Source organism: Ectothiorhodospiraceae bacterium BW-2, assembly GCA_008375315.1.
Taxonomy (GTDB): domain Bacteria; phylum Pseudomonadota; class Gammaproteobacteria; order Thiohalomonadales; family Thiohalomonadaceae; genus BW-2.
In genome coordinates this window covers 407,682-431,780 of the sequence record CP032507.1, presented here as the reverse complement: position 1 = coordinate 431,780, position 24,099 = coordinate 407,682, and the positions used below count along the sequence as shown (strand labels likewise).

Annotated in this window: 24 protein-coding genes; 20 read left to right on the top strand and 4 right to left on the bottom strand. The window is 55.0% G+C overall.

The genetic code is table 11. The annotated features are described in order from the left end of the window. From cas6 to D5085_01950, 3 genes are all read left to right on the top strand, one after another. Complete coding sequence (cas6, locus tag D5085_01960; GenBank protein QEP42009.1) at positions 1–651, top strand: type I-MYXAN CRISPR-associated protein Cas6/Cmx6; 651 nt, start codon at positions 1–3, stop codon at positions 649–651. Positions 652–668: 17 nt separating this feature from the next. Continuing rightward, a complete protein-coding gene (tusE, locus tag D5085_01955; protein QEP42008.1) occupies positions 669–1,013 on the top strand; it encodes a TusE/DsrC/DsvC family sulfur relay protein in 345 nt (114 codons plus the stop codon). 97 nt (positions 1,014–1,110) lie between these two features. Next, positions 1,111–1,704, top strand: a complete 594-nt coding sequence (locus tag D5085_01950) for a hypothetical protein (protein ID QEP42007.1) — start codon at positions 1,111–1,113, stop codon at positions 1,702–1,704. Here the strand turns inward: D5085_01950 and dsbD are convergent. Together dsbD and D5085_01940 are read right to left on the bottom strand one after the other, a co-directional pair. Further along, positions 1,685–3,913, bottom strand: coding sequence for a protein-disulfide reductase DsbD (gene dsbD / locus D5085_01945; GenBank protein QEP42006.1), 2,229 nt, complete (start codon positions 3,911–3,913; stop codon positions 1,685–1,687). The genes D5085_01950 and dsbD overlap by 20 nt on opposite strands. A 29-nt stretch (positions 3,914–3,942) precedes the next feature. Then, a complete protein-coding gene (locus D5085_01940; protein ID QEP42005.1) occupies positions 3,943–4,281 on the bottom strand; it encodes a divalent-cation tolerance protein CutA in 339 nt (112 codons plus the stop codon). A 187-nt stretch (positions 4,282–4,468) separates the two neighbouring features. Between D5085_01940 and yajC the strand changes: the two genes are divergently transcribed. The 15 genes from yajC (at position 4,469) to D5085_01865 (ending at position 18,850) form a co-directional block, all read left to right on the top strand. Further along, a complete protein-coding gene (gene yajC / locus D5085_01935; GenBank protein QEP45015.1) occupies positions 4,469–4,819 on the top strand; it encodes a preprotein translocase subunit YajC in 351 nt (116 codons plus the stop codon). A gap of 34 nt (positions 4,820–4,853) precedes the next feature. Beyond that, entirely contained in the window at positions 4,854–6,725 is a 1,872-nt protein-coding gene (gene secD / locus D5085_01930) for a protein translocase subunit SecD (GenBank protein QEP45014.1), read from the top strand. A gap of 9 nt (positions 6,726–6,734) precedes the next feature. Next, a complete protein-coding gene (secF, locus tag D5085_01925) occupies positions 6,735–7,667 on the top strand; it encodes a protein translocase subunit SecF (GenBank protein QEP42004.1) in 933 nt (310 codons plus the stop codon). Beyond that, entirely contained in the window at positions 7,654–8,421 is a 768-nt protein-coding gene (locus tag D5085_01920; protein ID QEP42003.1) for a DUF3108 domain-containing protein, read from the top strand. The genes secF and D5085_01920 overlap by 14 nt, the downstream gene beginning before the upstream one ends. Continuing rightward, entirely contained in the window at positions 8,384–9,037 is a 654-nt protein-coding gene (gene coq7, locus D5085_01915; protein ID QEP42002.1) for a 2-polyprenyl-3-methyl-6-methoxy-1,4-benzoquinone monooxygenase, read from the top strand. The genes D5085_01920 and coq7 overlap by 38 nt, the downstream gene beginning before the upstream one ends. Next, a complete protein-coding gene (locus D5085_01910) occupies positions 9,030–10,832 on the top strand; it encodes an ABC transporter substrate-binding protein (protein ID QEP42001.1) in 1,803 nt (600 codons plus the stop codon). Before coq7 ends, D5085_01910 begins: the two co-directional genes overlap by 8 nt. Positions 10,833–10,869: 37 nt before the next feature. Continuing rightward, complete coding sequence (gene yejB / locus D5085_01905) at positions 10,870–11,928, top strand: microcin C ABC transporter permease YejB (protein QEP42000.1); 1,059 nt, start codon at positions 10,870–10,872, stop codon at positions 11,926–11,928. 17 nt (positions 11,929–11,945) lie between these two features. Next, the gene (locus D5085_01900; GenBank protein QEP41999.1) at positions 11,946–14,837 is read left to right on the top strand and encodes an EAL domain-containing protein; all 2,892 of its coding nucleotides are present in this window, start codon (positions 11,946–11,948) and stop codon (positions 14,835–14,837) included. A gap of 3 nt (positions 14,838–14,840) precedes the next feature. Continuing rightward, positions 14,841–15,296, top strand: a complete 456-nt coding sequence (gene tsaE / locus D5085_01895; protein QEP41998.1) for a tRNA (adenosine(37)-N6)-threonylcarbamoyltransferase complex ATPase subunit type 1 TsaE — start codon at positions 14,841–14,843, stop codon at positions 15,294–15,296. Further along, complete coding sequence (locus tag D5085_01890; protein QEP41997.1) at positions 15,293–15,676, top strand: RNA-binding protein; 384 nt, start codon at positions 15,293–15,295, stop codon at positions 15,674–15,676. The genes tsaE and D5085_01890 overlap by 4 nt, the downstream gene beginning before the upstream one ends. 51 nt (positions 15,677–15,727) lie before the next feature. Continuing rightward, positions 15,728–16,111, top strand: a complete 384-nt coding sequence (gene trxA / locus D5085_01885; GenBank protein ID QEP45013.1) for a thioredoxin — start codon at positions 15,728–15,730, stop codon at positions 16,109–16,111. Between the two features lie 26 nt (positions 16,112–16,137). After that, positions 16,138–16,818, top strand: coding sequence for a TonB family protein (locus D5085_01880; GenBank protein ID QEP41996.1), 681 nt, complete (start codon positions 16,138–16,140; stop codon positions 16,816–16,818). A gap of 69 nt (positions 16,819–16,887) precedes the next feature. Then, a complete protein-coding gene (locus D5085_01875) occupies positions 16,888–17,712 on the top strand; it encodes a pyrroline-5-carboxylate reductase (protein QEP41995.1) in 825 nt (274 codons plus the stop codon). 1 nt (position 17,713) lies between these two features. Further along, positions 17,714–18,289, top strand: coding sequence for a YggT family protein (locus D5085_01870; protein ID QEP41994.1), 576 nt, complete (start codon positions 17,714–17,716; stop codon positions 18,287–18,289). A 6-nt stretch (positions 18,290–18,295) separates the two neighbouring features. Beyond that, positions 18,296–18,850, top strand: coding sequence for a DNA mismatch repair protein MutS (locus D5085_01865; GenBank protein ID QEP41993.1), 555 nt, complete (start codon positions 18,296–18,298; stop codon positions 18,848–18,850). A 17-nt stretch (positions 18,851–18,867) separates the two neighbouring features. Here the strand turns inward: D5085_01865 and pyk are convergent, their stop codons facing one another. Together pyk and D5085_01855 are read right to left on the bottom strand one after the other, a co-directional pair. After that, entirely contained in the window at positions 18,868–20,298 is a 1,431-nt protein-coding gene (gene pyk / locus D5085_01860) for a pyruvate kinase (GenBank protein ID QEP41992.1), read from the bottom strand. 36 nt (positions 20,299–20,334) lie between these two features. Then, a complete protein-coding gene (locus tag D5085_01855) occupies positions 20,335–20,574 on the bottom strand; it encodes a hypothetical protein (GenBank protein QEP41991.1) in 240 nt (79 codons plus the stop codon). A gap of 192 nt (positions 20,575–20,766) precedes the next feature. On the opposite strand from D5085_01855, the gene D5085_01850 reads away from it, so the two are divergent. Together D5085_01850 and D5085_01845 are read left to right on the top strand one after the other, a co-directional pair. Further along, the gene (locus tag D5085_01850; GenBank protein ID QEP41990.1) at positions 20,767–21,975 is read left to right on the top strand and encodes an acetate kinase; all 1,209 of its coding nucleotides are present in this window, start codon (positions 20,767–20,769) and stop codon (positions 21,973–21,975) included. A 3-nt stretch (positions 21,976–21,978) separates the two neighbouring features. Continuing rightward, positions 21,979–24,087: a phosphate acetyltransferase gene (locus D5085_01845; GenBank protein QEP41989.1), complete on the top strand. Its 2,109-nt coding sequence runs from the start codon at positions 21,979–21,981 to the stop codon at positions 24,085–24,087. The last annotated feature ends 12 nt before the right edge of the window (positions 24,088–24,099 follow it).

The following is a 24,099-nucleotide window of genomic DNA, read 5'->3' as shown; positions in this document are numbered from 1 at the left end:
ATGTGGGTTGAATCGCCCAACGAAGATCATTTTGTCGTTCCCGATGAGGTGCAGGAGCTCTCTTTTGCCATTGATTGCCCCACCATCGCCGTCGATCACGCCTACGCCCTCTCCTCAGCCATCAATGGGGCGCTGCCGTGGTTGGCCGCTGAACCGCAGGCAGCACTACACCTCATCCATGGTGCTGACTCAGGGAATGGCTGGGAGCGGCCGACTGAGGCCCTCTATCTCTCTCGTCGTATTCGGTTAGAGTTGCGCTTGCCTAGCCACAGAATTGAAGCCGCACGAGCGCTTTCGGGGCTAACATTTGATATTGACGGCTATCCGCTGACGGTTAAACAGGCTAAACTCAAACAACTTATCCCATCTTCGGCGCTCTATTGTCGTTATATCACTAGTGAGTCTGTTGAGGATGAGCAGCTATTGATTGCTGAGGCGGTTGACTACTTACGCGCAGCAGGGCTGAAATTTAATAAGGTGCTAGCCGGTAAACGGGTGGTTCACCGTTGGGGGGCGGGTGAAAAGGTCTCCCGCAGTCTCTTTGTAGCAGAGCTGACCAAAGCCGATTCGGTGACATTGCAACAAAACGGCTATGGTCGACAACAACATTTGGGGTTTGGTATCTTTATTCCCCACAAAACCTTAAATTAAGCAAAAGGAGTTATTCTATGTCTTATGAAGTAAACGGTAGTGCCGTAGAGGCCGATGCGAACGGTTATCTAGTCAATCTTGATGACTGGAGCGAAGAGGTTGCTAAGGTGATTGCGGAATCGGAGGGGATTCAGCTCAACGATAGAGCCTGGGAGATTATTAACTACCTGCGTGATGAGTATTTTAATAACAGTGGTAACCAGCCTAATGAGCGCAATATGGTCAAACACTTTAAAGAGGTGTGGACTGATTTAGATAAGGTCGATGCAAAAGTGCTCTATGAGAGCTTTCCCCGAGGGCCTGCGAAGCAGGCGAGCAAAATTGCTGGCCTACCTGAGACTAAGCGTAAAGGCGGCTATTGATGACTATCCCCCGCCGTTATCTATAACGGCCGCTTCTCCATAGCCACTGAGATCAGATCAGTGGCTTTTTTTTCGATCTAAGACTCTGGAGCAGACGATGAGGCTAAAGACTAAGTGGCATAAACAGCAGCAGCGTTCCTTAGAGGATATTGCCAATACGATCGGTTTTCTGTTGTGGCGGATCAGCCACACCACCGTAGATAAGATGTATCAAGATGGCTTTAATTTTGAGACTAACGAGCAGCTAGTGAATGTCATTGCTGAGTTTAGTACTTTTTTACTCCAGTGTGGTGGCGCTAAGCTCTATCCACAGCTATCGGAGGAGGAGTTTCAGCGCTTTGTGAATGGGATGGCGCAAAAAGTGGCCTTAACCTATAAAGAGAATATGGAGCAGGCACGACAGGGAGAGGCTAGCTCGCGCGATATCACGACCCCCTTTCTAGAACAGCTAAACCAGCGCTTGGCCGACTATGCTGAATTTAGCTATCCCGATGGGAAACCCTCCTATCCGGCTCTGCGCTACTTTGGCACGGTGATTGCTGCCATCATGCCCGCCAGCGGTAGCGATAATAAGTGGATTATCGAGCAGGTGATGGAGGTCGAGGCACCGCAGATGCTACAAAAGCTCGATAAGAGTTTGAACGATCTGCTGCCTACGACCGAGGACAGCGTTAATTCAGCGCCTGACTAATCTGCTCGATAAACGGTTCGGGCTCCATAAATCCGACCACCCGATTAGCTCGTACCTCCTCCCCCTTCGAGTTAAAGAAGAGAATCGCCGGCGGCCCGATAATCTTAAAGTGGGCCATGAGCGCCTTATCGATCTCATCATTAGCGGTCACATCGGCCTGTAGCGAGACCGTGTTACTCAACGCGGCGATAACCTTCGGATCGCTAAAGGTATATTTCTCCATCTCTTTACAGGAGATACACCAGTCGGCGTAAAAATCGAGCATCACCCCCTTTCCGGCGGCACTGGCGCTTGCTATCTCCCGCTCTAAGTCATCAAGGCTCTTAATTGACTTAAAGCTGACATGGGCCGACTGCAGAGCGCCACCGGCCTGCTGTGTCATCATCGGCGAGCCTTTTAGCGGCAGCAGCGGATCTTTAGCCCCAGAGGCGATGCCGATCATGATCAATATCCCCTGAATCAGCAGTACAACGCCCAGCCCCTTCCAGAGGCGATACCAGCCCGATTTATCACCGACAGGCTCTAGGGCACCCAGATAGACAGCCGCCGAGATCAGCAGGAGTGCCCAGAGCAGCATCACCAGCCAAGCGGGCAGGATTCGCTCTAGCATCCAGATAGCGACGGCCAGTAGTAGCACGCCGAATACCGCTTTAACAGCATCCATCCAGCCGCCAGCACGCGGTAGCAGTTTACCGGCCGAGGTACCGATGAGGAGTAGCGGCGCCCCCATACCGAGGCTAAGCGCAAACAGGGCTAGCCCCCCGAGGAGAGCATCCCCCGTCTGACCAATATAGATCAGCGCTCCCATCAACGGCGGCGCAACACAGGGGCCGACGATGAGGGCTGAGAGCAGCCCCATAATCGCGACACCAGCTAAGGTTCCCCCCTGCTGCTTATTGCTCTTCTCCGCCAGCCAGCTCTGAACTGCGCTAGGTAGCTGTAGCTCATAGAAGCCAAACATCGATAGCGCTAGCAGTACAAACACCAGACTAAAACTGCTCAAAATCCATGGGTTTTGGAACATCGCCTGCAGATTAGCCCCAAAGAGACCGGCCAAAACACCGGCAACGGTATAGGTGAGCGCCATCGCTAGCACATAGACTAGCGAGAGGGTAAAGGCGCGGCGGGTACTCAGCCCCTCCCCCTGACCGACGATAATACTCGATAGAATCGGGATCATCGGAAAGACACAGGGGGTGAAGGCGAGCAGCAGCCCCAGTCCAAAGAAGAGCAGAATGGTTGACGCCGCACTCCCCGTCGCGAGTGACTGGGCGAGGCTATCTTGTTCGTTAAGAGGGGGAGAGGTCGCTGCCACTGCGGTGGTCGTCGTCTGCACGGTGGAGTTAGGCGCTGTTGGAGCCGCAACTGCCGGCAGGGTGAGCGTAACGGTTTTTGAGAGCGGCGGATAACAGATACCGATCTCAGCGCAGCCCTGATAGTTAGCTGTTAGGGTGAGTTCGGTCGCTTCAGTGGTTGTGCGAGCGAGGGTAAGCGGGATATCGATACGGTGGTGGAACACCTCAATGAGCCCGAAGAACTCATCCTGCTTCTCCTCACCGCTCGGAATCGCTGCGTTAACGAGTGTGACCCCCTCGGCGCTGATCTCAAAACTGAACTTATCTTTATAGAGATAGTGTTCTGGAGCTATCTCCCAACTGGCCATGATCAGCTCGCCACTCTCAACCCGGTGGCTAAACCTAAACGCCACATCGGGTTCGAGCACCTCCGACTCCTCTTCAAACAGCGATAGCGGGGTTGAGGGGAGGGTTGAGGGGAGGGGGAGCTCTAGCGATACGGTATGGGTATAGGGGGGGTAACAGACGCCAATATCGGCACACCCCTGCGAGTTCAGCTCCAGCGTGATCGCTTGACTATTGCCACGCTCTAGCAGCGGGATCTCAGCGACCACCTGATCGCGGTAGATCTCAATGCGGCCAAAAAACTCATCCTGCTTCATCTGCCCCGCTGGCAGCGACAGCTCACCTAGAGAGAGGCCGGCGGTGGGGGTGTCAACCCTAAATTTATTTCGGTAGAGGTAGTAGCCCTCGGCGATCTGCCAAGTTGCCTGCAACCTATCAGCCCCTAGAGGGGTGACGGTGACGGTGAAGGCCTCCTCGGGGGGCAGTAGCTGTGGCTCTTCAGTCAAGGCTATTGCTAAGAGAGGCAACAGCCATAGCAGCAGCAGCAGGGGGAGTGTGCGTATTATCATGGCAAATGTCCGAAACAGGTGGGGTAGGGTTAAGTAGAGGTGAGCGATTGACTAATCCAATCGAGATAGGGAACCGAGCCGCTATCGGCCACGGTAGCAATGAGGGCGGGCACCTCGTAGGGGTGGTGCTCTAGTAGATAGGCCTCAATGGCGGCAAGGCGATCGCGGCGAGTCTTAATCAGTAACAGCCACTCCTCACTCTGTTCGACCCTCTCTTCCCAGCGATAGAAAGAGCGGATAGTTGGAACGACATTAACACACGCCGCTAACCGAGCTTCAACCAGCCTCTGAGCTAGCTCTTCGGCGCTCTTCTGTCCTGGGCAGGTGGTATAGGCGATTCGGTAACCCGTATCGGTAGGATTGCTCATCTTTATCTCCCCCATTATTGATAGCAAGCAGTGGCTAGCATACCCCATTTCGCCGTCACGATGCTATGCCGAAAGGGGAGAGTTTTTTCGAATTGGCTGAAAATCGTGGTCAACCGGTGTGTCGTGGGGCCAAGCTATGCCATAATAGAGGCCTCAATTTTTGCAAACTCTATTCACACTTGGAGAGATTATGAGCTTTTTTATCGGTGAGGCATGGGCTGAAGGTGATGCGGCAGTGGCAGGGGCGGCACAGCAGCCGGGGCTGTTAGAGGCGCTGTTTCCGTTTATTATTCTGTTTATCGTCTTCTATTTTCTGTTAATTCGACCGCAGCAGAAGCGGGTGAAGCAGCATAAGGCGATGACCGAGGCGCTGCAGAAGGGGGATGAGGTCATTACCAATGGCGGGATATTAGGCAAAGTAACCGAACTGGCTGAGGAGTTTCTCACTATCGAAATTGCTGAAGGGGTGGTGATTCGGGTACAGCGCTCTGCGGTGGCGACCGTGATGCCTAAAGGGACTATTAAAGAGTTACTGTAAGCCTATTACAGTATTACAGGATAGAGTCTGTATGATTAATCAATACCCTCTGTGGAAATATCTGCTCATCGCTATTTTTATCACGATGGGGGCGGTTTACGCCCTGCCGAACCTCTATGGCGATGATCCGGCGTTACAAATTACCGCTAACCGCATGGCCGAAATCGATGAGACGACTCGTGATCGGGCGCTGCAAGCGCTTGAGGCGGCAGGCCTACAGGTGAAGTCATACGAGTTGCAGCAGGGCTTGCTGCTCATTCGCTTTGCCGATACCGCCCAACAGCTTCAGGCCTACCAAGTGGTCGAACAGGCGCTAGGCGAGAACTACACCGCCGCCCTCAATCTAGCCCCCGCGACACCGCAATGGCTGCGTGATGTCGGGGCGCTACCGATGTATCTAGGTCTCGATCTACGGGGGGGAGTCCACTTCCTGATGGAGGTCGATATGGATGCCGCCACTCGTCAGGCCTATGATCGCTATGTTGATGATTTACGAACTCTGCTGCGGGAGAATCGGCTACGCTATCAGACGCTGTTAGCTCGTCATCAGGAGGGAGATGAGGGGAGTCTGTTGGAGCTGCGCTTTAAAGATCAGGCTGAACGGGAGCAGGCCGAGGCGCTAATAGGTGAGCAGTATCGTGGTCTGGTGTTAACTGCCGCCGATGAAGAGGGTAGGGCGATGCTCTATGCCACTATTGATCAGCAGGAGCTTTTGGAGATCCGCAAATTTGCGCTAAAGCAGAATATCACCACCTTACGCAATCGGGTTAACGAGCTAGGCGTTGCCGAACCGGTAATTCAGCAGCAGGGGGATAGCCGTATTGTGGTGCAGCTACCGGGGATTCAGGATACCGCACGGGCGAAGGAGATTTTGGGGGCAACCGCCACGCTGGAGTACCACATGATGGATGAGAAGGGGAGTGTCGAGGAGGCGTTAGCTGGCCGCGTCCCCCCCGGTTCGAGACTCTATCGTGATCGTGACGGTCGGCCGGTACTGCTCTATAAGCGGATCATTATTACCGGCGATCAGATTATTGATGCCTCCTCTTCCATCGATACGCAGACCGGCTCGCCGCTGGTCATGGTGACCCTCGACTCTAAGGGGGCGCGTAAGATGAGCGACAATACCCGCGAAAATGTCGGCAAGCAGATGGCGGTGGTCTATATCGAAAACAAGGTCGAGACTAAAGTGGTCGATGGTAGCCAACAGAAGGTGCGCCAACGCATTGAAGAGGTGATTAGCATCGCTGTTATTCGGGAGCACTTTAGCAAACGCTTTCAGACGACCGGGCTAGATAGTACCGAAGAGGCGCGTAACCTAGCGCTGCTGTTAAGGGCAGGTGCGCTAGCGGCACCGATAGAGATCATCGAAGAGCGCACTATCGGCCCAAGTCTAGGGCAGGAGAATATCGATCAGGGCTTTTTGTCGGTGATGGTCGGTTTTGTGCTGGTGCTGCTCTTTATGGCTTTCTGGTATCGCGGTTTTGGACTGGCGGCTAATGTGGCGCTGGGGTTGAACCTAATCTTTATCGTTGCCGTGCTATCGATGCTGCAAGCGACGCTGACGCTGCCCGGTATCGCCGGTATTGTGTTAACCGTCGGGATGGCGGTCGATGCGAATGTATTGATATTTGAACGGATTCGGGAGGAGCTGCGCCTAGGTAACGCGCCGCAGTCGGCGATTCATGAGGGGTATGCGAAAGCCTTTTCAACGATTGCCGATGCTAATGTCACTACCCTCATTGCCGCCGTCGTCCTGTTCGGTTTTGGCACCGGACCGATTAAAGGGTTTGCTATCACGCTCTCTATCGGTATTGTCACCTCAATGTTTACCGCCATCTTTGTCACCCGTGGATTGGTGAACGCCTTTGTGAGCGGTAAACGGATTAAGAGTCTGTCGATTTAGGAGAGTAACATGCAGATATTAACCGAGACTCGTATCGACTTTATGAGCCGTCGTCGGCAGGCGTCCCTCTTTTCGGTGGCCGTGCTGCTGATTGCGCTTGCCGCGCTGCTGTTTCGATCACTTAATTTTGGTATCGACTTTACCGGGGGCACCCTAATTGAGGTCGGCTACAGCACCAGTGCCGATCTGGAGCAGGTGCGACAGCAGTTGAGCGAGCAGGGGTTTGATGAGGCGGTTGTGCAGCACTTTGGTTCGGCCAGTGAGGTGCTCATTCGGATCCCGCCCCAAGAGCAGCTCTCAAGTGCCGCTGCGAGTGACCAAATTGTCCGAGCCTTAAAGCTAACCGATGAGAGTGTTGAGCTGCGGCGGCAGGAGTTTGTCGGGCCACAGGTGGGAGAGGAGCTGACCGAAGATGGCGGGTTGGCGATGATCTATGCTCTCATCGGGATTTTGATCTATGTTGCGCTGCGCTTTGAGTACCGCTTCGCCTTTGGGGCGATTATTGCCTTGGTGCATGATGTGGTTATTGTCCTCGGCGTTTTTGCCCTACTACAGCTAGAGTTTGACCTAACGGTGCTAGCGGCGATACTGGCCGTTATCGGCTACTCGCTAAACGATACCATTGTGGTCTTTGACCGTATTCGGGAGAACTTTCTGCTGCTGCGTAAAGGGAGTTCGGAGGAGGTGATTAATCGCTCTCTCAATGACACCCTATCGCGAACCTTAATGACCTCATTAACGACGCTACTGGTACTGTTGGCGCTGTTTATGCTCGGCGGTGAGTTGATTCACGCCTTTGCTTCCGCGCTCATTATCGGCGTGCTAGTTGGTACCTACTCCTCTATCTATGTAGCGAGTAGCGCTATTCTAGCGCTAGGGATCAGTCGGGAAGATTTGATGCCGCCGGAGAGAGAGGGGGCCGATATTGATGGTATGCCTTAGGAGAGGCGGTGCAACAATAGCGGTTAGGCTACTGCTACTGCTGCTAGCGGGAGCGGGCTCTGTTACGGCCGCTACGCTGCAAAATATCGCTTTTACTACCCCCTATGAGGCGCTCTACCTCGTCGATGTCGATGGCATTGAAGTTGGGGAGATGGTGCGTTCGCTAACTCTCAACAACGACATTTTAACGCTTCGTTCGACTATCTATACCACGGGCTTTTGGGCCGTTTTGCGCAAGGAGCGGCGGAGTGAATCGAGCCGGTTTCAGCCGACCGCTACCGGTCTGAAGCTGCTCGGTTATCGGTTTCACAAGCTCTCACGCAGTCAAGAGAAGGAGGCGACGCTGGTGATTAACAGCAGTGGCACCGCCATCAGTCGAGTCGATGGGAGAGAGCACCGCTTTCCCTATGCCGCTGGATTGCACGATGTTTTAAGCTATCAGTGGCTAATGCGACGCCAGTTAGCCTCCGGTATGCGCCAATTTAGCTATGAGTTGATCGACAAGGATGAGCGCAAAACCTACCAGTTTCAAGTTGAGGGTCGGCAGCAGTTAGAGCTTCCCTATCAGACTTTGGAGACTATCCATATTCGCCGTACCGATAATCCTGCACGAGAGGTTGAGTTTTGGGTCGCGCCAGCACTGAATTACTTGGTGGTTAAAATCAGCCACCACGATGATGGCCGCATCTTTTCTAGTCAGTTATTAAAGTTAACCTATGAGGAGGAGCACCGTGCGCCACTACACACCGATTGATCGAGTGGTTAGTCAGTTTGATACCAGTTTGCGAACTCTGTTCGGTCACCCCAAAGTAACCGAACGGCCCAATCCCGCCCAACAGATCGCCGAGGCGGAGCTCTCCTCTTCGCAAAAGGAGCTGGCCGGGCGTTTCATGCGGATTAACCACGCCGGCGAGGTGGCGGCGCAGGGGCTCTATCAGGGGCAGGCGCTGACCGCTCGACTACCGCGAGTGCGGCAGCAGATGGAGCGGGCTGCACAGGAGGAGAACGACCATCTGCGCTGGTGCGAAGATCGTGCTAACCAGATGGGTGCCCATGTTAGCTATCTCAATCCGCTCTGGTATCTCGGTTCGGTCACTATCGGGGCGCTGGCTGGCGCTGTCGGTGATCGCTGGAGTCTCGGCTTTGTGGTCGAGACCGAAAAGCAGGTGGTAGCCCATCTACAATCGCATCTTGATAAGCTCCCGCTAGAGGATAAGAGGACGCGGGCGATAGTCGATCAGATGCAGCAAGATGAGGCGCGACACGCGACCATGGCGAAGCGAGCGGGAGGTGCCCCGCTACCGCTGCCGATAAAAAAGCTCATGGGAGTCACGGCTAGCCTGATGACGCGGACGGCCTACTATGTGTAACGCTCGTTGCTATCTACCTATTGCCCTTTGGCTACTGCTGCTAGCTCCCTCGCTGTGGGCAGCTACTGGTTCGATTGCACTGGGGTATGAGCCTAAATATGGTGATCATTTTAGCCACTTTGACTATCTGAACCCCACAGCCCCGCGGGGGGGAGAGCTAACGCTAGGAGCGTTTGGTAATTTTGATACGCTAAACCCATTTACCTTAAAAGGGCTCGCGGCAGAGGGTCTCTCACTGCTCATGTTTGAGACGCTGATGGAGCAGAGCCTAGATGAGCCCTTTAGCCAGTACGCTCTGCTGGCCGAATCGGTGGCGTTGGCGGCAGATCGACTCTCGGTGACCTATCGGCTACGGCCAGAGGCTAGATTTAACGATGGCAGCTCGGTCACCGCAGCCGATGTGAAATTTTCGTTCGATACTCTCAAAAGTGATCAAGCCCATCCCCAACACCGCTTCTACTATGCCGATATTGCCGCCGCCGAAGTGGTCGATGAGCGAACGGTGCGCTTTACCTTTCACCGAGAGAATCCCGAGCTGCATCTAATCACAGGACAGATTCCGATCTTCTCCCGCCACTGGGTCGGGGAGGGGCGCTTTACCGAACTGGCCGAGACGATGCCGATCACCTCCGGCCCCTACCTGATTGAGAGTGTCGATTTGGGCAAACAGATTCGCTACCGCCGTGATCCCGACTACTGGGGGCGTGAGCTGAATGTTCGGCGGGGGAGCTATAACTTCGATAGGGTGAGTTATAAATACTATCGCGACTTTACTGTGCTGTTAGAGGCGTTTAAGGCGGGGGAGTTCGATTTTATTCACGAATACAACTCCAAAAAGTGGGCAACCGACTACACCGGCCCCCGTTTTGCCAGTGGCGAGATTGTCACCGCCGAGATTTTGCACCACAATAATGCCGGTATGCAGGGGTTTGTGATGAATCTGCGTCGGCCGCTGTTTCAAGATCGACGCGTACGGCAGGCGCTCTCACTGGCGTTCGATTTTGAGTGGTCGAACCGTAACCTCTTTTATGATCAATATCAGCGCTGTGACAGCTACTTTAGCAACAGTGAGCTGGCCTCCTCCGGACTCCCCTCTGAGGCGGAGTTGAAGCGGCTGCTACCCTTTAAATCGCAGCTACCGCCAGAGCTCTTTACCACCGCTTGGCAGCCATCGACGACGACAGGCCGAGGAGGCTTGCGAGCCAATTTGCGTCAGGCTAAAGAGCTATTGCAGCAGGCGGGGTGGCAGATTCGGGAGGGTAAGCTGACGAATCGTGACGGTCAGCCGTTTCAGTTTGAGGTGATGTTAGCCCAAAAGGCGTTTGAGCGTATTTTAGCCCCCTACGCCCACAATTTGGAAAAATTGGGGATTGAGATCGACTATCGTACTGTCGATGTGGCGCTCTATCAGAAGCGGCTAGATAGCTTTGATTTCGATATGGTGGTGAGCAGTTTTGGGCAGTCGCAGTCGCCTGGCAATGAGCTTATGGGGATGTTTCACTCCTCATCGGCTAACGAGCAGGGTAGCCGCAATCTGTTCGGCTTGCAAAATCCGGTGGTCGATGCGCTGGTTAAGGAGGTGATCTACGCGGCGGATCGAGAGGCGCTCGTGACCGCGACCCGAGCTCTAGACCGAGTGCTGCTACACGGCGACTATCTAGTGCCACACTGGTATATCGGTAGCCACCGTATCGCTTGGTGGGATAAATTTGAGCGACCTGAGCGACTACCGCTCTACTTTGATGCCGTCAGTTGGATGGTGCGTAGTTGGTGGCTTAAAGCGGAGAGCCATTAACAGTAGCGAACTCAGTTGCTATGATGGCATAACAAATATGCTCGGCTACCTGCTAAAACGGCTCCTATTAATGATTCCGACTCTGTTGGGGGTGTTGCTGATCACCTTCATGGTGACCCAATTTGTCCCCGGTGGGCCGGTGGAGCAGATGCTAGCTGAGCTGCGCGGCACCAGCTCTGCCGCTGAGGTCAGTGGCGGCTCTCACAGCGGCTTCTATCGCGGTGCTAGCGGGCTAGATGAGGAGCGGTTAGCCGAACTAAAGGCGCTCTACGGTTTCGATAAGCCGGCGCATGAGCGCTTTTTAGAGATGCTAGGCCGCTATCTGCGCTTCGATTTGGGTGAGAGCTACTTTCACCACCAGTCGGTGACCGAGCTTATTCTCTCTAAACTACCGGTCTCTATCAGTCTGGGGGTCTGGACTTTTCTGCTTACCTACCTTATCTCTATTCCACTGGGCATTGCAAAAGCGGTGCGTGATGGTTCGACCTTTGATGTTATCACCAGTACGCTCATTTTGGTCGGTTATGCTATTCCCGGCTTTGTACTGGGGGTGACGCTGCTGGTTCTGTTCGGTGGCGGCAGTTTTTGGGATCTCTTTCCGCTGCGAGGGTTAGTCTCCGATGGCTGGGAGAGTCTGCCGTGGTGGCAGCAGATTTTGGACTATTTATGGCATCTGGTGCTGCCGATTACCGCCTCGGTGGTCGGTAGTTTTGCGGTCATGACCATGTTGACCAAAAACAGCTTTTTAGAAGAGATTAAAAAGCAGTATGTCATCACCGCCCGTGCGAAGGGGGTGAGTGAGCGGGGGGTGCTCTATGGCCATATCTTTCGTAATGCGACTATTCCGCTGGTGACCGGCTTTCCGGCGGCCTTTATTGGCGCTTTTTTTACCGGCAGTCTGCTCATTGAGACTATCTTTTCACTTGATGGCTTGGGGCTATTATCGTATGAGTCGGTGATGAAGCGCGACTATCCGGTGGTACTCGGTTCGCTCTACCTGTTTACCCTTATGGGGCTAATGGCGAAGCTGATTACCGACTTCTGTTATGTCTGGATCGATCCGCGCATTCAGTTTCAATCCCTAGGGCGACATTAACACAGGATAACTATTTAATGAGTAACCATCCGATTAAAATTGGTTTAATGCCCCCGCTAACGGGGTTAGTCGAACTCTATGGGCCAGAAATCTGTTATGCCGCCGAGATTGCTGTGGCCGACATTAACCAGCAAGGGGGGGTGATTGGGCGCCCGCTAGAGCTGGTGATAGAGGATGATGGCAGTATGCCCGAAACCGCCATCGCCGCTGCCAAAAAGCTGGTGGAGCACCATCGGTGTGACGCCATCATCGGTAATCTGTTGAGTAACTCCCGCATTGCAGTCGCCTCTCGTATCGCAGAGCCGAATAGAGTCCCCTATCTCAACTTCTCATTCTATGAGGGGAGTATTAGCGGCCGCTACTTTTTTAGCTACTCGGCCCTGCCGAATCAGCAGATTAGCGCCATGATTCCCTACATGGTGCGCCACTACGGCCATAAAATCTATTTTGCCGGCAATAACTACGAGTGGCCGCGCGGTTCGATTGATGCTGCTAAAGAGGTGCTGCAGCAGCTCGGTGGCGAGGTCGTGGGGGAGGAGTATCTCAATATAGGCGTGAGCGCCTTTGAGATTGAACAGCTACTCAGTGGGGTCGCCCGCTCCGGTGCCGATATCTTTGTCCCCTACTTTGCCGGCAGTGATCAAATTACCCTGCTCAAACGGTTTGTCGAACGAGGGCTCAAAGAGAAGATGGCGGTAGTGATGGGCCACTATGATGAGGCGATGGTTCGTTTACTACCGCAGCAGGTGCGTAGTGGGTTCTACTCCTGCAACAGCTACTTTATGGCGGTCGAGACCCCCCGAAATCGCGCCTATCTCCAACAGCTCGCCTCCCATCCGAAGGTGAAGGGGCTCTGGCCCGAAGGGAATGGAGTGATGACCAATTTTGGTGAGGGGACCTACACCTGTGTCAGAGCCTACGCTCAGGCGGTGGCCATGGCGGGGAGTACGGAGAGTGAGGCGGTCGTAGCAGCTCTGGAGCAGGGAGTTATCGACTCCTGTCAGGGGGAGGTACGGATGGATAGCGAGACCCACCACGCCTGGGTTAATAGCTACCTAGCCCGCTGTCGTAACGATGGGACTTTTGAGCTTATCGAGTCGTTTGGGCAGCTACCGCCAATCATACCGCAGCGCTACCAACAGCATCGCGCATTGCATCAGCCCGCTAGTGCCGCTATCCCGTCAGAGTTAACCACCGTGCTGCCACGGCCTGGCAGTGATAGCAGTGTCGAACTTATCTTTGGTCAAATTCTCGATATTACCGATATGGCGGTGATCGCCACCGATGAGGAGGGGCGGGTACTCCAGGCCAATCGCGGGGCTAGAGAGCTATTTGGCTACACTATGGACGAATTTATCGGCATGAGTGTGCATATACTGCTACCGCCCAATTTGCGCGATTTTCATCAGCAGGCGTTTAAAAGCTTTGTCGAGGGTGAGCCGATGCAGCTACGAATGGGGGAGCGGGGCGAGATTACCGGCTACCGTCAGGATGGCACCTTCTTTCCCGCCCAAGCCTCTATCAGCAAGTTTCGTAACAGTGGCCGCTGGGTCATGGTAGCGAGTATGCAGGATATTAGCGCCAAAAAGAGGGCGGAGGAGGTGCTGCTGTGGCGAGCCACGCACGATCCTCTCACTCGTCTGGCCAATCGGTCGCTGATTAAGACGCGAATGCAGTCGGCGTTAGATCGGACAGAGACGAGTGGCCATCAGGTTGGCGTGCTATTTATCGATCTAGACCAGTTTAAGTTAGTCAACGATACCTATGGCCATGATGCAGGCGATCAACTACTGATACGGGTGGCCAATATCCTGCTCGAACAGGTACGCGCTGGCGATATCGTTGCCCGTCTTGGGGGCGATGAGTTTGTCGTGCTGTGTGAAAATATCACCCATTTGAGCGTGCTAGAGGCGCTAGCGGAGCAGGTGATTCGTGCGATGCGCTTTCCGTTTAGTTTGGGTGGACAGGAGCTGATCTGTACCGCCAGTGTTGGTGTCGCACTGGGAACGGGGGGGCAATTTAGCGCCGATGAGTTGCTACGAAATGCCGATGCGGCGATGTACTACAGTAAAGAGCAGGGGCGCGATGCGTGGTCTCTTTTCAGCGAAGATCTGACCGATAGAGCCCGTTCAAGGCTAGAGATGATTAATGGCCTGCGACGGGCGGTGGAGCGGAATGAGTTTGAGCTCGCCTATCAGCCGATAGTGGTGGCCGAAACGGGCGAGATTAAGGGGGCTGAAGCGCTGCTGCGCTGGTACCCCCCTGGGGGCAGCGTCTCTCCGGCGCAATTTATTCCCCTAGCGGAGGAGAGCCAATTAATTATCAGCATTGGGCGGTGGGTCTTTGAACGGGTGTGCCAGATGCAGGCGCGGCTGCAGCAGCAGTTTGGCGAACAGGCGCCCTATCTGTCAGTCAACCTCTCTAAAGTACAGCTAAATTGCGATGAAATTGTGACGGAGTTCGCCCAAATTTTGCGTGAAACGGGCGCCTCGCCGCGATCGATTCTGCTAGAGCTGACCGAAACCTCACTCTTTAGTGATGTAGAGAAAAATCTGGCGGTGCTGCGTGGCCTGAATCGACTGGGGATGGATATCGCGGTCGATGACTTTGGTACCGGCTACTCCTCGCTACTACAGCTATTAAAACTGCCGATTTCGACCATTAAAATAGATCGTGACTTTATCGACGGCATCGATAAGCAGCACGACGCCCGATTAGTCACCAGCGCCATTATCAAAATGGGTAAGGCACTCAATAAATCGCTCATCGCCGAAGGGGTTGAGACCAAAACCCAGTGGTTAGAGCTCTGTGTACTTCAGTGTGATGCGATTCAGGGGTTCTACTTCTATCGGCCGATGTTAGCCGATGAGTTTTTGACGACACTGACGCACCAGTTCGATAAATCTTAAACAATGCAGATAGAAGATCTAATCGACACTCATGCGACCGAGGCGCTAGGCGGTGCGCTAATCGACGCCATCGGCACTGCGCCAGCGGTGGTGTGGCTACTAGGCGAACTAGGTAGCGGCAAAACAACGCTAGTTAGAGGGGCGTTGCGGGCGCTTGGGTTTAGGGAGGCCGTTAAAAGCCCAACCTATACGCTCGTCGAACCCTACTCGTTGCCACACCGTTCACTCTATCACTTCGATCTCTACCGTTTAGGGGCGGGGGAGGAGTTAGAGTATCTCGGTATTCGTGACTATTTGAGCGAACCGGAGGCACTGCTCTTTATCGAGTGGCCCGAGCAGGGGGAGGGGTGGACACCGGCGGCCGATCTACAGCTAGAGCTGCACTACCATGGCCGTGGCCGCCGGGCACGATTAACGCCCTGCTCCCCCCGAGGCGAGCAGATAGTCGCACGGCTATGACAGAGAGTGGAGCGATACGCATTGATCGCTGGCTCTGGGCGGCGCGATTTTACAAACAACGCAAATTAGCCACCGAGGCGGTGAGCGGTGGCCATATTCAGATCAACGGTCAGCGAGTTAAGCCAGCCAAGGCGATTAGGATCGGCGATGTGATTGAGATTAAAAAGGGAACCCTCCTCTTTCGGCTCACCGTCATCGGCTTAAGTGAGCGGCGGGGGCCGGCGAGCGAGGCGCAGCAGCTCTACCGTGAAGATGAGACGGTAAAGCGGCAGCGTCTTGAGCAGTTACAGCTACGAAAATTACAAGCAGAGTCGGCACCGTCTCCGGCGGGTCGTCCCGATAAAAAAGCGCGGCGAGCGCTACTACGGTTTAAAGCTTAGAGCAGATTTGTTATAGTGGCCCCACTCTCCACTCTATTTTATGAGGTAACTATGGCAACTATCGAACTCAATCAGGATAATTTTGATACCACGATTAGCAGCAACGACTTTGTGATTGTCGATTTTTGGGCACCGTGGTGCGGCCCTTGCAAGCAGTTTGGACCGGTCTATGAGGAGGTATCAGAAAAAAATCCCGACCTGATCTTTGCCAAAGTCAATACCGAAGAGGAGCAGGCGCTAGCGAGCCACTTTCGGGTTCGCTCCATACCGACTTTAATGATTTTTAGAGAGCAGATCGTGATCTTCGCCCAGCCTGGGGCGATGATGGGGGGGCAGTTTGAACAGCTTCTGACCCAAGCGAAAGCGCTCGATATGGAGGATGTGCGGCGTCAAATTGCCGAGAAACAGGCTAATCAGGAGGCGGCTAACAGCTAGCTAATTAGCTCGGCCGACTCGCTAGGGTGGGTCGCTGGCTAGCGCTGCTGGCGGCACTGGCGCTGCATGGCGGGTTGCTGCTGCTGCCGCTATCGACACCGCAGTTGCCGCAGCCCCTGCCGGTTGCGATGCCGCTGCAGATGAGACTGGTTGCTCCTCCTCCCTTAGCGAGCGCTGTCAAAGTGGAGCAAGTTGCGCCATCGCCCCCTCCCGCCCCTAGCGGGACGGCAAGGCTCGCTCCGACTGCGACTGAGGTGGCCGCGCCTGAGCCTGAGCCTGAGCCTGAACCTGAACCTGAACCTGAACCTGAACCTGAACCTGAACCTGAATCTGAACCTGAACCTGAACCTGAACCTGAATCTGATAGGAGAAGCCTCCCTCCCCCGCAAAAGGCGGAGGCGAGCGCTGTTGCGCCGCTGCCCCGTGAGGAGGGGTCAACGCGAGTGCTGCAGCTCTTAGCGCAGCAGTTAGAGGCGCATAAACGCTATCCGCTCAAGGCGCGTCGTCGTGGTCTTGAAGGGGAGGTGGTGTTAACGCTCGCCATTGATCGCCACGGTGAACTGACGCTGGTGGCGATTGAGGGCGAACAGCTACTACAGCGAGCCGCCCGAGCGGCGGTGAGTGGTGCTTCGCCGCTAGCACTGGCAGGCGTTGAGCTACTCTCACCACTCACGGTTGAGCTAAGTCTAGTGTTCCGGTTGCAATAGTAGCCGTCACAGAGGCAATTTGGTACATTGTGGAGAGTGGTTGAGACATGATAGAGAGTAGGAGCAGTTATGAATAACGAAACCATTGGCTTTATTGGTGGCGGAAATATGGCCATCAGCCTGATAGGTGGGCTGATTGCTGATGGGATGGTGGCAGAACGACTGTTGGTGGCGGAGCCAGATAGCGCTCGCCGAGCGGAGATAACCCGCCGTTTTGGTGTTCATACCACCGATAACAATCTGGAGCTAGCCAACCAGTGTGAGGTGGTGGTGCTGGCCGTTAAGCCGCAGCTGATGCGTGAGGTGTGCAAGGCGCTGGCTGAGGAGTTAACGGCGCAGCCGCTGTTTGTTTCGATTGCCGCTGGGGTACGCATGGCCGATATTGAGCGTTGGCTAGGGGGAGAGCGGGCGCTGGTGCGCTCGATGCCCAATACGCCGGCGCTTATCCAGACGGGGGCGACGGCGCTAGTGGCCAACCGCTTGGTCAGTGAGACGCAGCGAGAGAGTGCTGAATCGGTACTGCGGGCGGTAGGGTTAACGCTGTGGCTGGAGCAGGAGCAGCAGCTCGATATTGTGACCGCTCTCTCAGGGAGCGGGCCGGCCTACTTCTTCTATATTATCGAACTGCTGCAAAAGAGTGCCGAAGCGTTGGGGCTAGCGCCTAAAGTGGCCCGCCTGTTAGCGCTACAGACCGCCTTTGGAGCCTCAAAAATGGCGCTAGAGAGCGAGGAGGGTTGCGACATATTGCGCCAGAGAGTCACTTCGCCGGGAGGGACGACCGAGCGGGCGCTACAGGTGTTACAGCAGCAGGAGCTAGGGGCGACGCTTGCGGCAGCCGTGACAGCGGCGCGAGATCGGGCCGAGGCGTTAGCTCAGGAGCTAGGAGGGCGCTAATATGATCGATAGCCACTACCTGCTTAACCCGCTCTCGTTTTTAATAACGACCCTCTTTAGCCTCTACCTTATGTTGGTAGTGGTGCGGTTTTTGCTTCAGCTCACTCGCGCCGATTTTTACAACCCGATTTCGCAGTTTATCGTGAAGTTGACCTCGCCGCTACTGATTCCGCTGCGGCGCTTTATTCCCGGCTGGCAGGGGATCGATAGCGCCTCAATCGTGCTGATGCTGCTGCTACAGGGGGTCTCAACGCTACTGTTGGTGGTGTTAAGTGGCCAGAGCCCAACGCTGGGCTTTGTGATCTTCTGGTCTGTGGCAGAGCTTATAAGCACTATTTTGACGATTTTTGTGTTTGCGATTATCATTCAGGCGATTATGAGTTGGGTCAATCCAGCCCCCCACTACAATCCGATAAGCTCACTACTCTACTCGCTGACTGAGCCGCTATTAGGGCCGGCCAGACGACGGATCCCGCCAATCTCCGGTATCGATCTCTCCCCTCTTGCGGTGATTCTACTGTTGGAGGTGGTGAAGATGCTGCTTATCCCCCCCTTTAAGCAGCTCGCTCTCGGCTAGGCGAGGGTGGCACCTTCTAAAGAGGTCACCGAGGCCGATAGCCAGCTATTTCGGCAGAGTATCGGCCAAGTTAAATTGGTGGGTGATGGTAACCGCTTACCCCCCCAACCGCCAGCGGTTACGAAGACAAAACAGCGCCGACAGGTGGGGGTCTCCAACTCGCAGTGGCTAGATCACCTCTTTTCAGATGAGTTAACCCACCAGGAGCTCGAATCGCCGGAGCAGCTCGCTTTCTGTCGTAACGGTATCGATCAACGCCTCTTTCAGCGTCTGAAACGGGGGCAGTTTGCGCTGGAGGCGCGACTCGATCTCCACGGTTGCACGGTGAAGGAGTCGCGCCAGCTATTAACCACCTTCATCCATAGCGCTCAGCAGCGGGGAATGAAGGTGGTGCTTATTATTCATGGCCGAGGCAACCGCTCGCAGCAGCAGGCGCCGATCTTAAAACGCAAGGTGAACTACTGGCTCCAGCAGAGTGCGGAGGTGCTGGCCTTCTGTTCGGCGCAGAGTCTGCATGGAGGGTTGGGGGCGACCTATCTGTTGTTGCGGCGATTACGGTAGGAGCCATTAACAGGGGGCTACACCTTCAAATCGATCAACTCCATACGCTGGTTGCCGCTGGGGTTCTCTGGAGAGGGGCCTTGTGTGAGCACGATATAGTCGTCGAGGAGGCCGTTCTCAGCCGCCCACTGGCGTACATATTGGCTCCAGTCGTGTCGATCCTGTTCCACCTCTATCGGCCAGACCCCGTAGGAGAACTGTAGCGACTGGGCAGTGGTTTTTTGTGTGGTTAGGGCGACGATCCAGGCCGGCAGGCGGTAACGGGTGACATGGCGAGCCATATTGCCGCTGCGGGTGGGGACGACGACCACGGTCGATTGTACCCGCTTTACCGCTTCGTAAACGCTGCTGGCGATCAGATCCTCCACTTGGAGCTGTTTTTTGCCCTTTTTCGGTTTTTCGATCACCTTAGGGCTATTGTTATCGCGATAGGGCTCGGTTGAGGCGGCAATTTCGGCTAACATCTCTATCGCCTCGATCGGATAGCGACCGACCGCCGATTCGCCCGAGAGCATCACCGCATCGGTGCCATCCATAATCGCGTTGGCCACATCGGTCGCCTCGGCGCGGGTGGGGCGGCGGTGGTAGGTCATCGACTCTAGCATTTGGGTGGCGGTAATCACCGGTTTACCGAGCTGTCGCGCCTGCTTCATAATCTGTTTCTGTACTACCGGCATCGTCGAGATCGGAATTTCGACCCCTAAATCGCCACGGGCGACCATGAGTCCATCGGTCACCTCTAAAATGGCATCTAGGTTATCAAGTGCGTTCGCCCGCTCTATTTTGGCGATAATAAAGGGCTGATGGCCATCCGGTCGTAGATCGATGACCTGACGCATGGCTAAAATATCTAACTCTGAGGCGACAAACGATTGGCTAACGGCATCAAGCTTCATCTCTAAGGCAAACTCAAGACAGGCGCGATCTTCTGGGGTGAAGGCGAGCATACCGAGATCGATACCGGGGAGATTGAGCCCCTTGCGGGAGGAGAGCTCACCGCCGGCGCGAACCTCGCACTCGACCTCCTCTTCGCGGCATTCGACCACCTTTAAGGAGATTAAGCCATCATTTAAAAATAGTTTATCCCCCGGCTTAACCACTCGGGGCAGGCTGCTAAATGAGACTGAGGCGCGATAGGCATCGCCCGGCTCATCGCGAGTGGTGAGGGTAAAGCGCTGGCCGATAGTGAGCTCGACCGGTTCGTTAACAATCTCGCCGATACGCATCTTCGGGCCAGGGAGATCGGCCATAATCGCCAGTCTGATGCCGGTCTCACTAGAGGCCTGCCGCAGTCGGGTGATGGTCTCGCGGTGGCTCTCAAAGCTACCGTGGGAGAAGTTCAGCCGTGCCACACTCATGCCGGCCCGTAACATCGCGGCTAATTTAGCCGGATTGTCGGATGCTGGGCCGATGGTGCAGACGAGTTTGGTTTTGTGATTTAAAAACATGCTTAGTTCCTTGGTTAATGGCTAAAAAAAGGGGGGTTAATAGGGAGGGGAGGCTCTAACCGGCCTGATCTTTCGTAGCTGACGGTAGAGGATAGGGAAGCGGCGGCTACAGCGTAAGATATAGCGCCTTGCTGTGGGGGAGTATTTTAGCAGCAGCGGTAATCCGGCCATAATTAGCGGCAACCCTAAGGGGATCGGCAGCCAGAATATCACGACCCCTAACGAGACTAAAAAGGTGCCGAGGATAACCATTAGCAGCTTGAGTATTGTTACCATCTCTATATCGCATAGTGGGGGGAGGCGAGAGGCCTGCTCGGGAGCAATCGCCCCGTGACACTCGCATTTAACATAGTCGTGGTATATATAGCAGCGCTTCCATGAAGAAGAGTAGAGGGGCACCATTGTAAAACGGGTGCGTGATCATTTTATGACAGCGGCATAGCAGTTCAGTTACAGCAGGAGCAGACGATGCAGATATTTGTCATTAACTGTGGCAGTTCATCGATTAAATTTACCCTGTTTGAGATGGCGCAGGAGCAGCGACTGGTTGAGGGTGCCATTGAGCGCATCGGCAGCCACAAGAGCGAACTAAGCCTTCATCTCAACTCGACCCCGATCACTCGGCGCGTGCGGGCGACCGACCACGCCGCAGCCCTGACACTGCTCTTAGCAGAGCTAGAGCAGCAGCGGTGGCTAACGGCGGCACGCCCTCCCGATCTAATTGCCCATCGGGTCGTGCATGGCGGTAATTGTTTCTATCGCGCCACGCTGATTACCCCATCGGTGCTTCAGGCGATTAGCGAGGTGAGTCAGCTCGCCCCGCTCCACAATCCGCCTAATGTACAGGGAATTGAGGCGATGTTAGCCTTTTTTGGTCAGGTGCCTCAGGTCGCCTGTTTTGATACCGCCTTTCACCACCAGCTCCCTGAGGTGGCCAGAACTTGGGCGCTCGATCGCCAGCTAGTCGAACAGTATCAGCTACGACGCTACGGTTTTCATGGCCTATCACACGACTATGTGACGGCGGCGCTGGCCGATTATCTACAGCGCCCCCGACAGCAGTTGCGGCTGATTTCGCTCCATTTAGGTAACGGGGCGAGTGGGTGTGCGGTGAGAGATGGGCAGAGTATCGACACCACGATGGGCTTCACCCCCACCGATGGTTTGGTGATGGGGAGTCGCTGTGGGGAGCTGGATCCGGGAGTGGTGCTCTATCTACAGCAGCAGGGCTTCAGTTCAGAACAGATTTCAAGCCATTTGAACCACCTCGGGGGGCTAAAGGGGATCTGTGGTCTGAGCGATATGCGAGAGGTGGTGGCGGCAGCAACGGCGACTGATGGCGATGAGGCGGCTAGCCTAGCGTTAGCACTCTTTTGCTATCGAGTCAAAAAGGTTGTCGGCAGCTACTGGGCGGTGATGGGAGGGGTGGATGCCATTATCTTTACCGGCGGTATCGGCGAGCATAGCGCCGTGGTGCGCTCTGGTTGTTGCGAGGGGTTAGAGTCGCTCGGTATTGTGCTCGATAGCGATCAGAACCGTGCGGTAAGGCCGGGGCAGATTGACGCAATTCACCCCCCCCATAGTCGTGTTGGTCTCTTCGTCGTCCCGACCGATGAGGCGCTGCAGATGGCTCGTTTAAGCCAGCAGCAGCTCGAACAGAACCCTACGGCGGAGTAAACGATGGCTCATAATCTCTATCTTCATAGTAGTAGTGGCGGCAGCGGTCTGTCGGTAGTGGCACTCGGGCTCATGGAGCAGCTAGTCGGTATGGGGCTACAGCCGGGGCTCTTTATTCCGGTCACCCACTATGCGGTTGACCACCACCCGCTGCTGGAGCTGTTGTGGCAGCGCTACCCCTTTAACTACTCACCCTCGCAGGCGGTTGGCTGCGATTTAACTCAGGCTCGAAACTGGATTGCCGCCGGCGAGTCGGAGCGGCTGCTAAAACAGATCCACTCCCGTTATAAAGAGATCGAGCAGCAGGCTAACACCTTTTTAATTATCGGCCCGCAACTACAGCGAGATCTGCCGGCGCACGATGTGGCGATGAGTGTCGAAATAGCCAATAACCTAAGCAGCTCTATCTGTGTGCTTATTAACGGCTACCTTTGCTCTAACAGCGAGTGCGTGGAGCTAGTTCAGATTCAGCGCGAGGCACTGCACCACCACGGCGCTGAAGTGGTGGCCGCGATAGTTAATCGAGTTGCCCCTGAGCAGATGACGACGCTGCAGCAGCAGCTCAAAATAGCGTTGAGCGACTATCCGGTCTATCTGCTTCGAGATGAGCCGCTATTGACACTGCCGACTGTCGGCGAGGTCGCGACCTCGCTACAGAGTCGCTGGCTCCACGGTAGTGAGGCCGATCGCCAGCGCGATATTAGCGGCTTTAAAGTGGCGGCGATGGAGCTAACTAACTTTGTTGGCCATTTAGAAGATGGTGATTTGGTGATTACCCCAGGCGATCGGGCCGATATTATTCTCGGGACGCTGCTAGCGCATGAGTCGAATCGCTATCCCCACCTAGCCGGCCTGCTGTTAAGTGGCAATCTCACTCCTGATCGGGCGATTATGGCGCTCATTGAGGGGCAGCGTCACACCTCACTGCCGATCTTAACGGTCGCTAGCGATACCTACGATACCGTGGTGCAGGTGAGAGCAGTTGAGCCGGGATTGACGGCAGATAATAGCCGTAAAATTGCCCTAGCCATTGGCTTAATCGAAGAGAGCATCGACCGCCAATGGCTACAGCAGCTACTCTGTCGTCAAGCGCTGCCACGCATGACCCCGCTGATGTTTGAGTATGAGCTGATGCGCCAAGCAAGGGCGGCCAAGGCCCATATTGTCCTACCTGAGGGGGCGGATGAGCGGATTTTACGGGCGGCGGAGATTCTGCTGCTGCGCGATATCTGTCGTATTACGCTCTTAGGTCATGAGGCGACCATTCGAGATAAAATTGCCAGATTAGGGCTGCAACTCGCGCCTGAGCAGATTGTCGAACCGGCCAGTTCGGTAGATCGAGAGCACTATGCGGCGCAATTTTTTCAGTGGCGTCAGGGAAAGGTGGTGTCGTTACAGAGTGCTCGCGATACGATGGCCGATCTCAACTACTTTGGCACCATGATGGTGATGAGTGGGGCGGTGGATGGGATGGTCTCTGGGGCGGCTCACACCACGCAACAGACGGTAAGGCCGGCGTTTCAGATTATAAAGACCGAGGTGGGGCGCTCGATTATCTCCAGCATCTTTTTTATGTGTCTGCAAGATCGGGTGCTGGTCTATGGCGACTGCGCGGTCAATCCCAACCCCAATGCCGAACAGCTAGCCGATATCGCCATCGCCTCAGCCGCCACGGCGGCGCAGTTTGGGATCGAGCCGAAAGTGGCGCTGCTCTCTTACTCTAGTGGCGATTCGGGTAAAGGCTCGGATGTCGAAACGGTACGCCAAGCCACCGCACTAGTCCGGCAGCGGCAACCCCAGCTAGCGGTAGAGGGGCCGATTCAGTACGATGCGGCGGTAGATGAGGCGGTGGCAGCCTCAAAACTGCCGCATAGTCAGGTGGCGGGGCGGGCGACGGTCTTTATCTTTCCCGATCTCAATACCGGTAACAATACCTATAAAGCGGTACAGCGCTCTGCCGGTGCTATCGCTATTGGCCCCATTTTGCAGGGGTTAAAGCGGCCGGTGAACGATCTCAGTCGCGGCTGTAGTGTGGCCGATATTATTAATACCGTTGCCATTACCTGCATTCAGGCCGGACGGGTGAGGGCGATGAGAACGACACAGGCGTAACGACGACTACGC

Bases quoted from the DNA above. Each gene is read 5' to 3' on its own strand.
- trxA (QEP45013.1), top strand. From the start codon at position 15,728: ATGGCAACTATCGAACTCAATCAGGATAATTTTGATACCACGATTAGC.
- tusE (QEP42008.1), top strand. From the start codon at position 669: ATGTCTTATGAAGTAAACGGTAGTGCCGTAGAGGCCGATGCGAACGGT.
- D5085_01855 (QEP41991.1), bottom strand. From the start codon at position 20,574: ATGGTAACAATACTCAAGCTGCTAATGGTTATCCTCGGCACCTTTTTA.
- D5085_01870 (QEP41994.1), top strand. From the start codon at position 17,714: ATGATCGATAGCCACTACCTGCTTAACCCGCTCTCGTTTTTAATAACG.
- D5085_01900 (QEP41999.1), top strand. From the start codon at position 11,946: ATGAGTAACCATCCGATTAAAATTGGTTTAATGCCCCCGCTAACGGGG.
- D5085_01950 (QEP42007.1), top strand. From the start codon at position 1,111: ATGAGGCTAAAGACTAAGTGGCATAAACAGCAGCAGCGTTCCTTAGAG.
- pyk (QEP41992.1), bottom strand. From the start codon at position 20,298: ATGTTTTTAAATCACAAAACCAAACTCGTCTGCACCATCGGCCCAGCA.
- secF (QEP42004.1), top strand. From the start codon at position 6,735: ATGCAGATATTAACCGAGACTCGTATCGACTTTATGAGCCGTCGTCGG.
- D5085_01875 (QEP41995.1), top strand. From the start codon at position 16,888: ATGAATAACGAAACCATTGGCTTTATTGGTGGCGGAAATATGGCCATC.
- D5085_01920 (QEP42003.1), top strand. From the start codon at position 7,654: ATGGTATGCCTTAGGAGAGGCGGTGCAACAATAGCGGTTAGGCTACTG.
- tsaE (QEP41998.1), top strand. From the start codon at position 14,841: ATGCAGATAGAAGATCTAATCGACACTCATGCGACCGAGGCGCTAGGC.
- D5085_01845 (QEP41989.1), top strand. From the start codon at position 21,979: ATGGCTCATAATCTCTATCTTCATAGTAGTAGTGGCGGCAGCGGTCTG.
- yejB (QEP42000.1), top strand. From the start codon at position 10,870: ATGCTCGGCTACCTGCTAAAACGGCTCCTATTAATGATTCCGACTCTG.
- coq7 (QEP42002.1), top strand. From the start codon at position 8,384: ATGAGGAGGAGCACCGTGCGCCACTACACACCGATTGATCGAGTGGTT.
- D5085_01850 (QEP41990.1), top strand. From the start codon at position 20,767: ATGCAGATATTTGTCATTAACTGTGGCAGTTCATCGATTAAATTTACC.
- D5085_01940 (QEP42005.1), bottom strand. From the start codon at position 4,281: ATGAGCAATCCTACCGATACGGGTTACCGAATCGCCTATACCACCTGC.
- cas6 (QEP42009.1), top strand. From the start codon at position 1: ATGTGGGTTGAATCGCCCAACGAAGATCATTTTGTCGTTCCCGATGAG.
- D5085_01910 (QEP42001.1), top strand. From the start codon at position 9,030: ATGTGTAACGCTCGTTGCTATCTACCTATTGCCCTTTGGCTACTGCTG.
- dsbD (QEP42006.1), bottom strand. From the start codon at position 3,913: ATGATAATACGCACACTCCCCCTGCTGCTGCTGCTATGGCTGTTGCCT.
- D5085_01890 (QEP41997.1), top strand. From the start codon at position 15,293: ATGACAGAGAGTGGAGCGATACGCATTGATCGCTGGCTCTGGGCGGCG.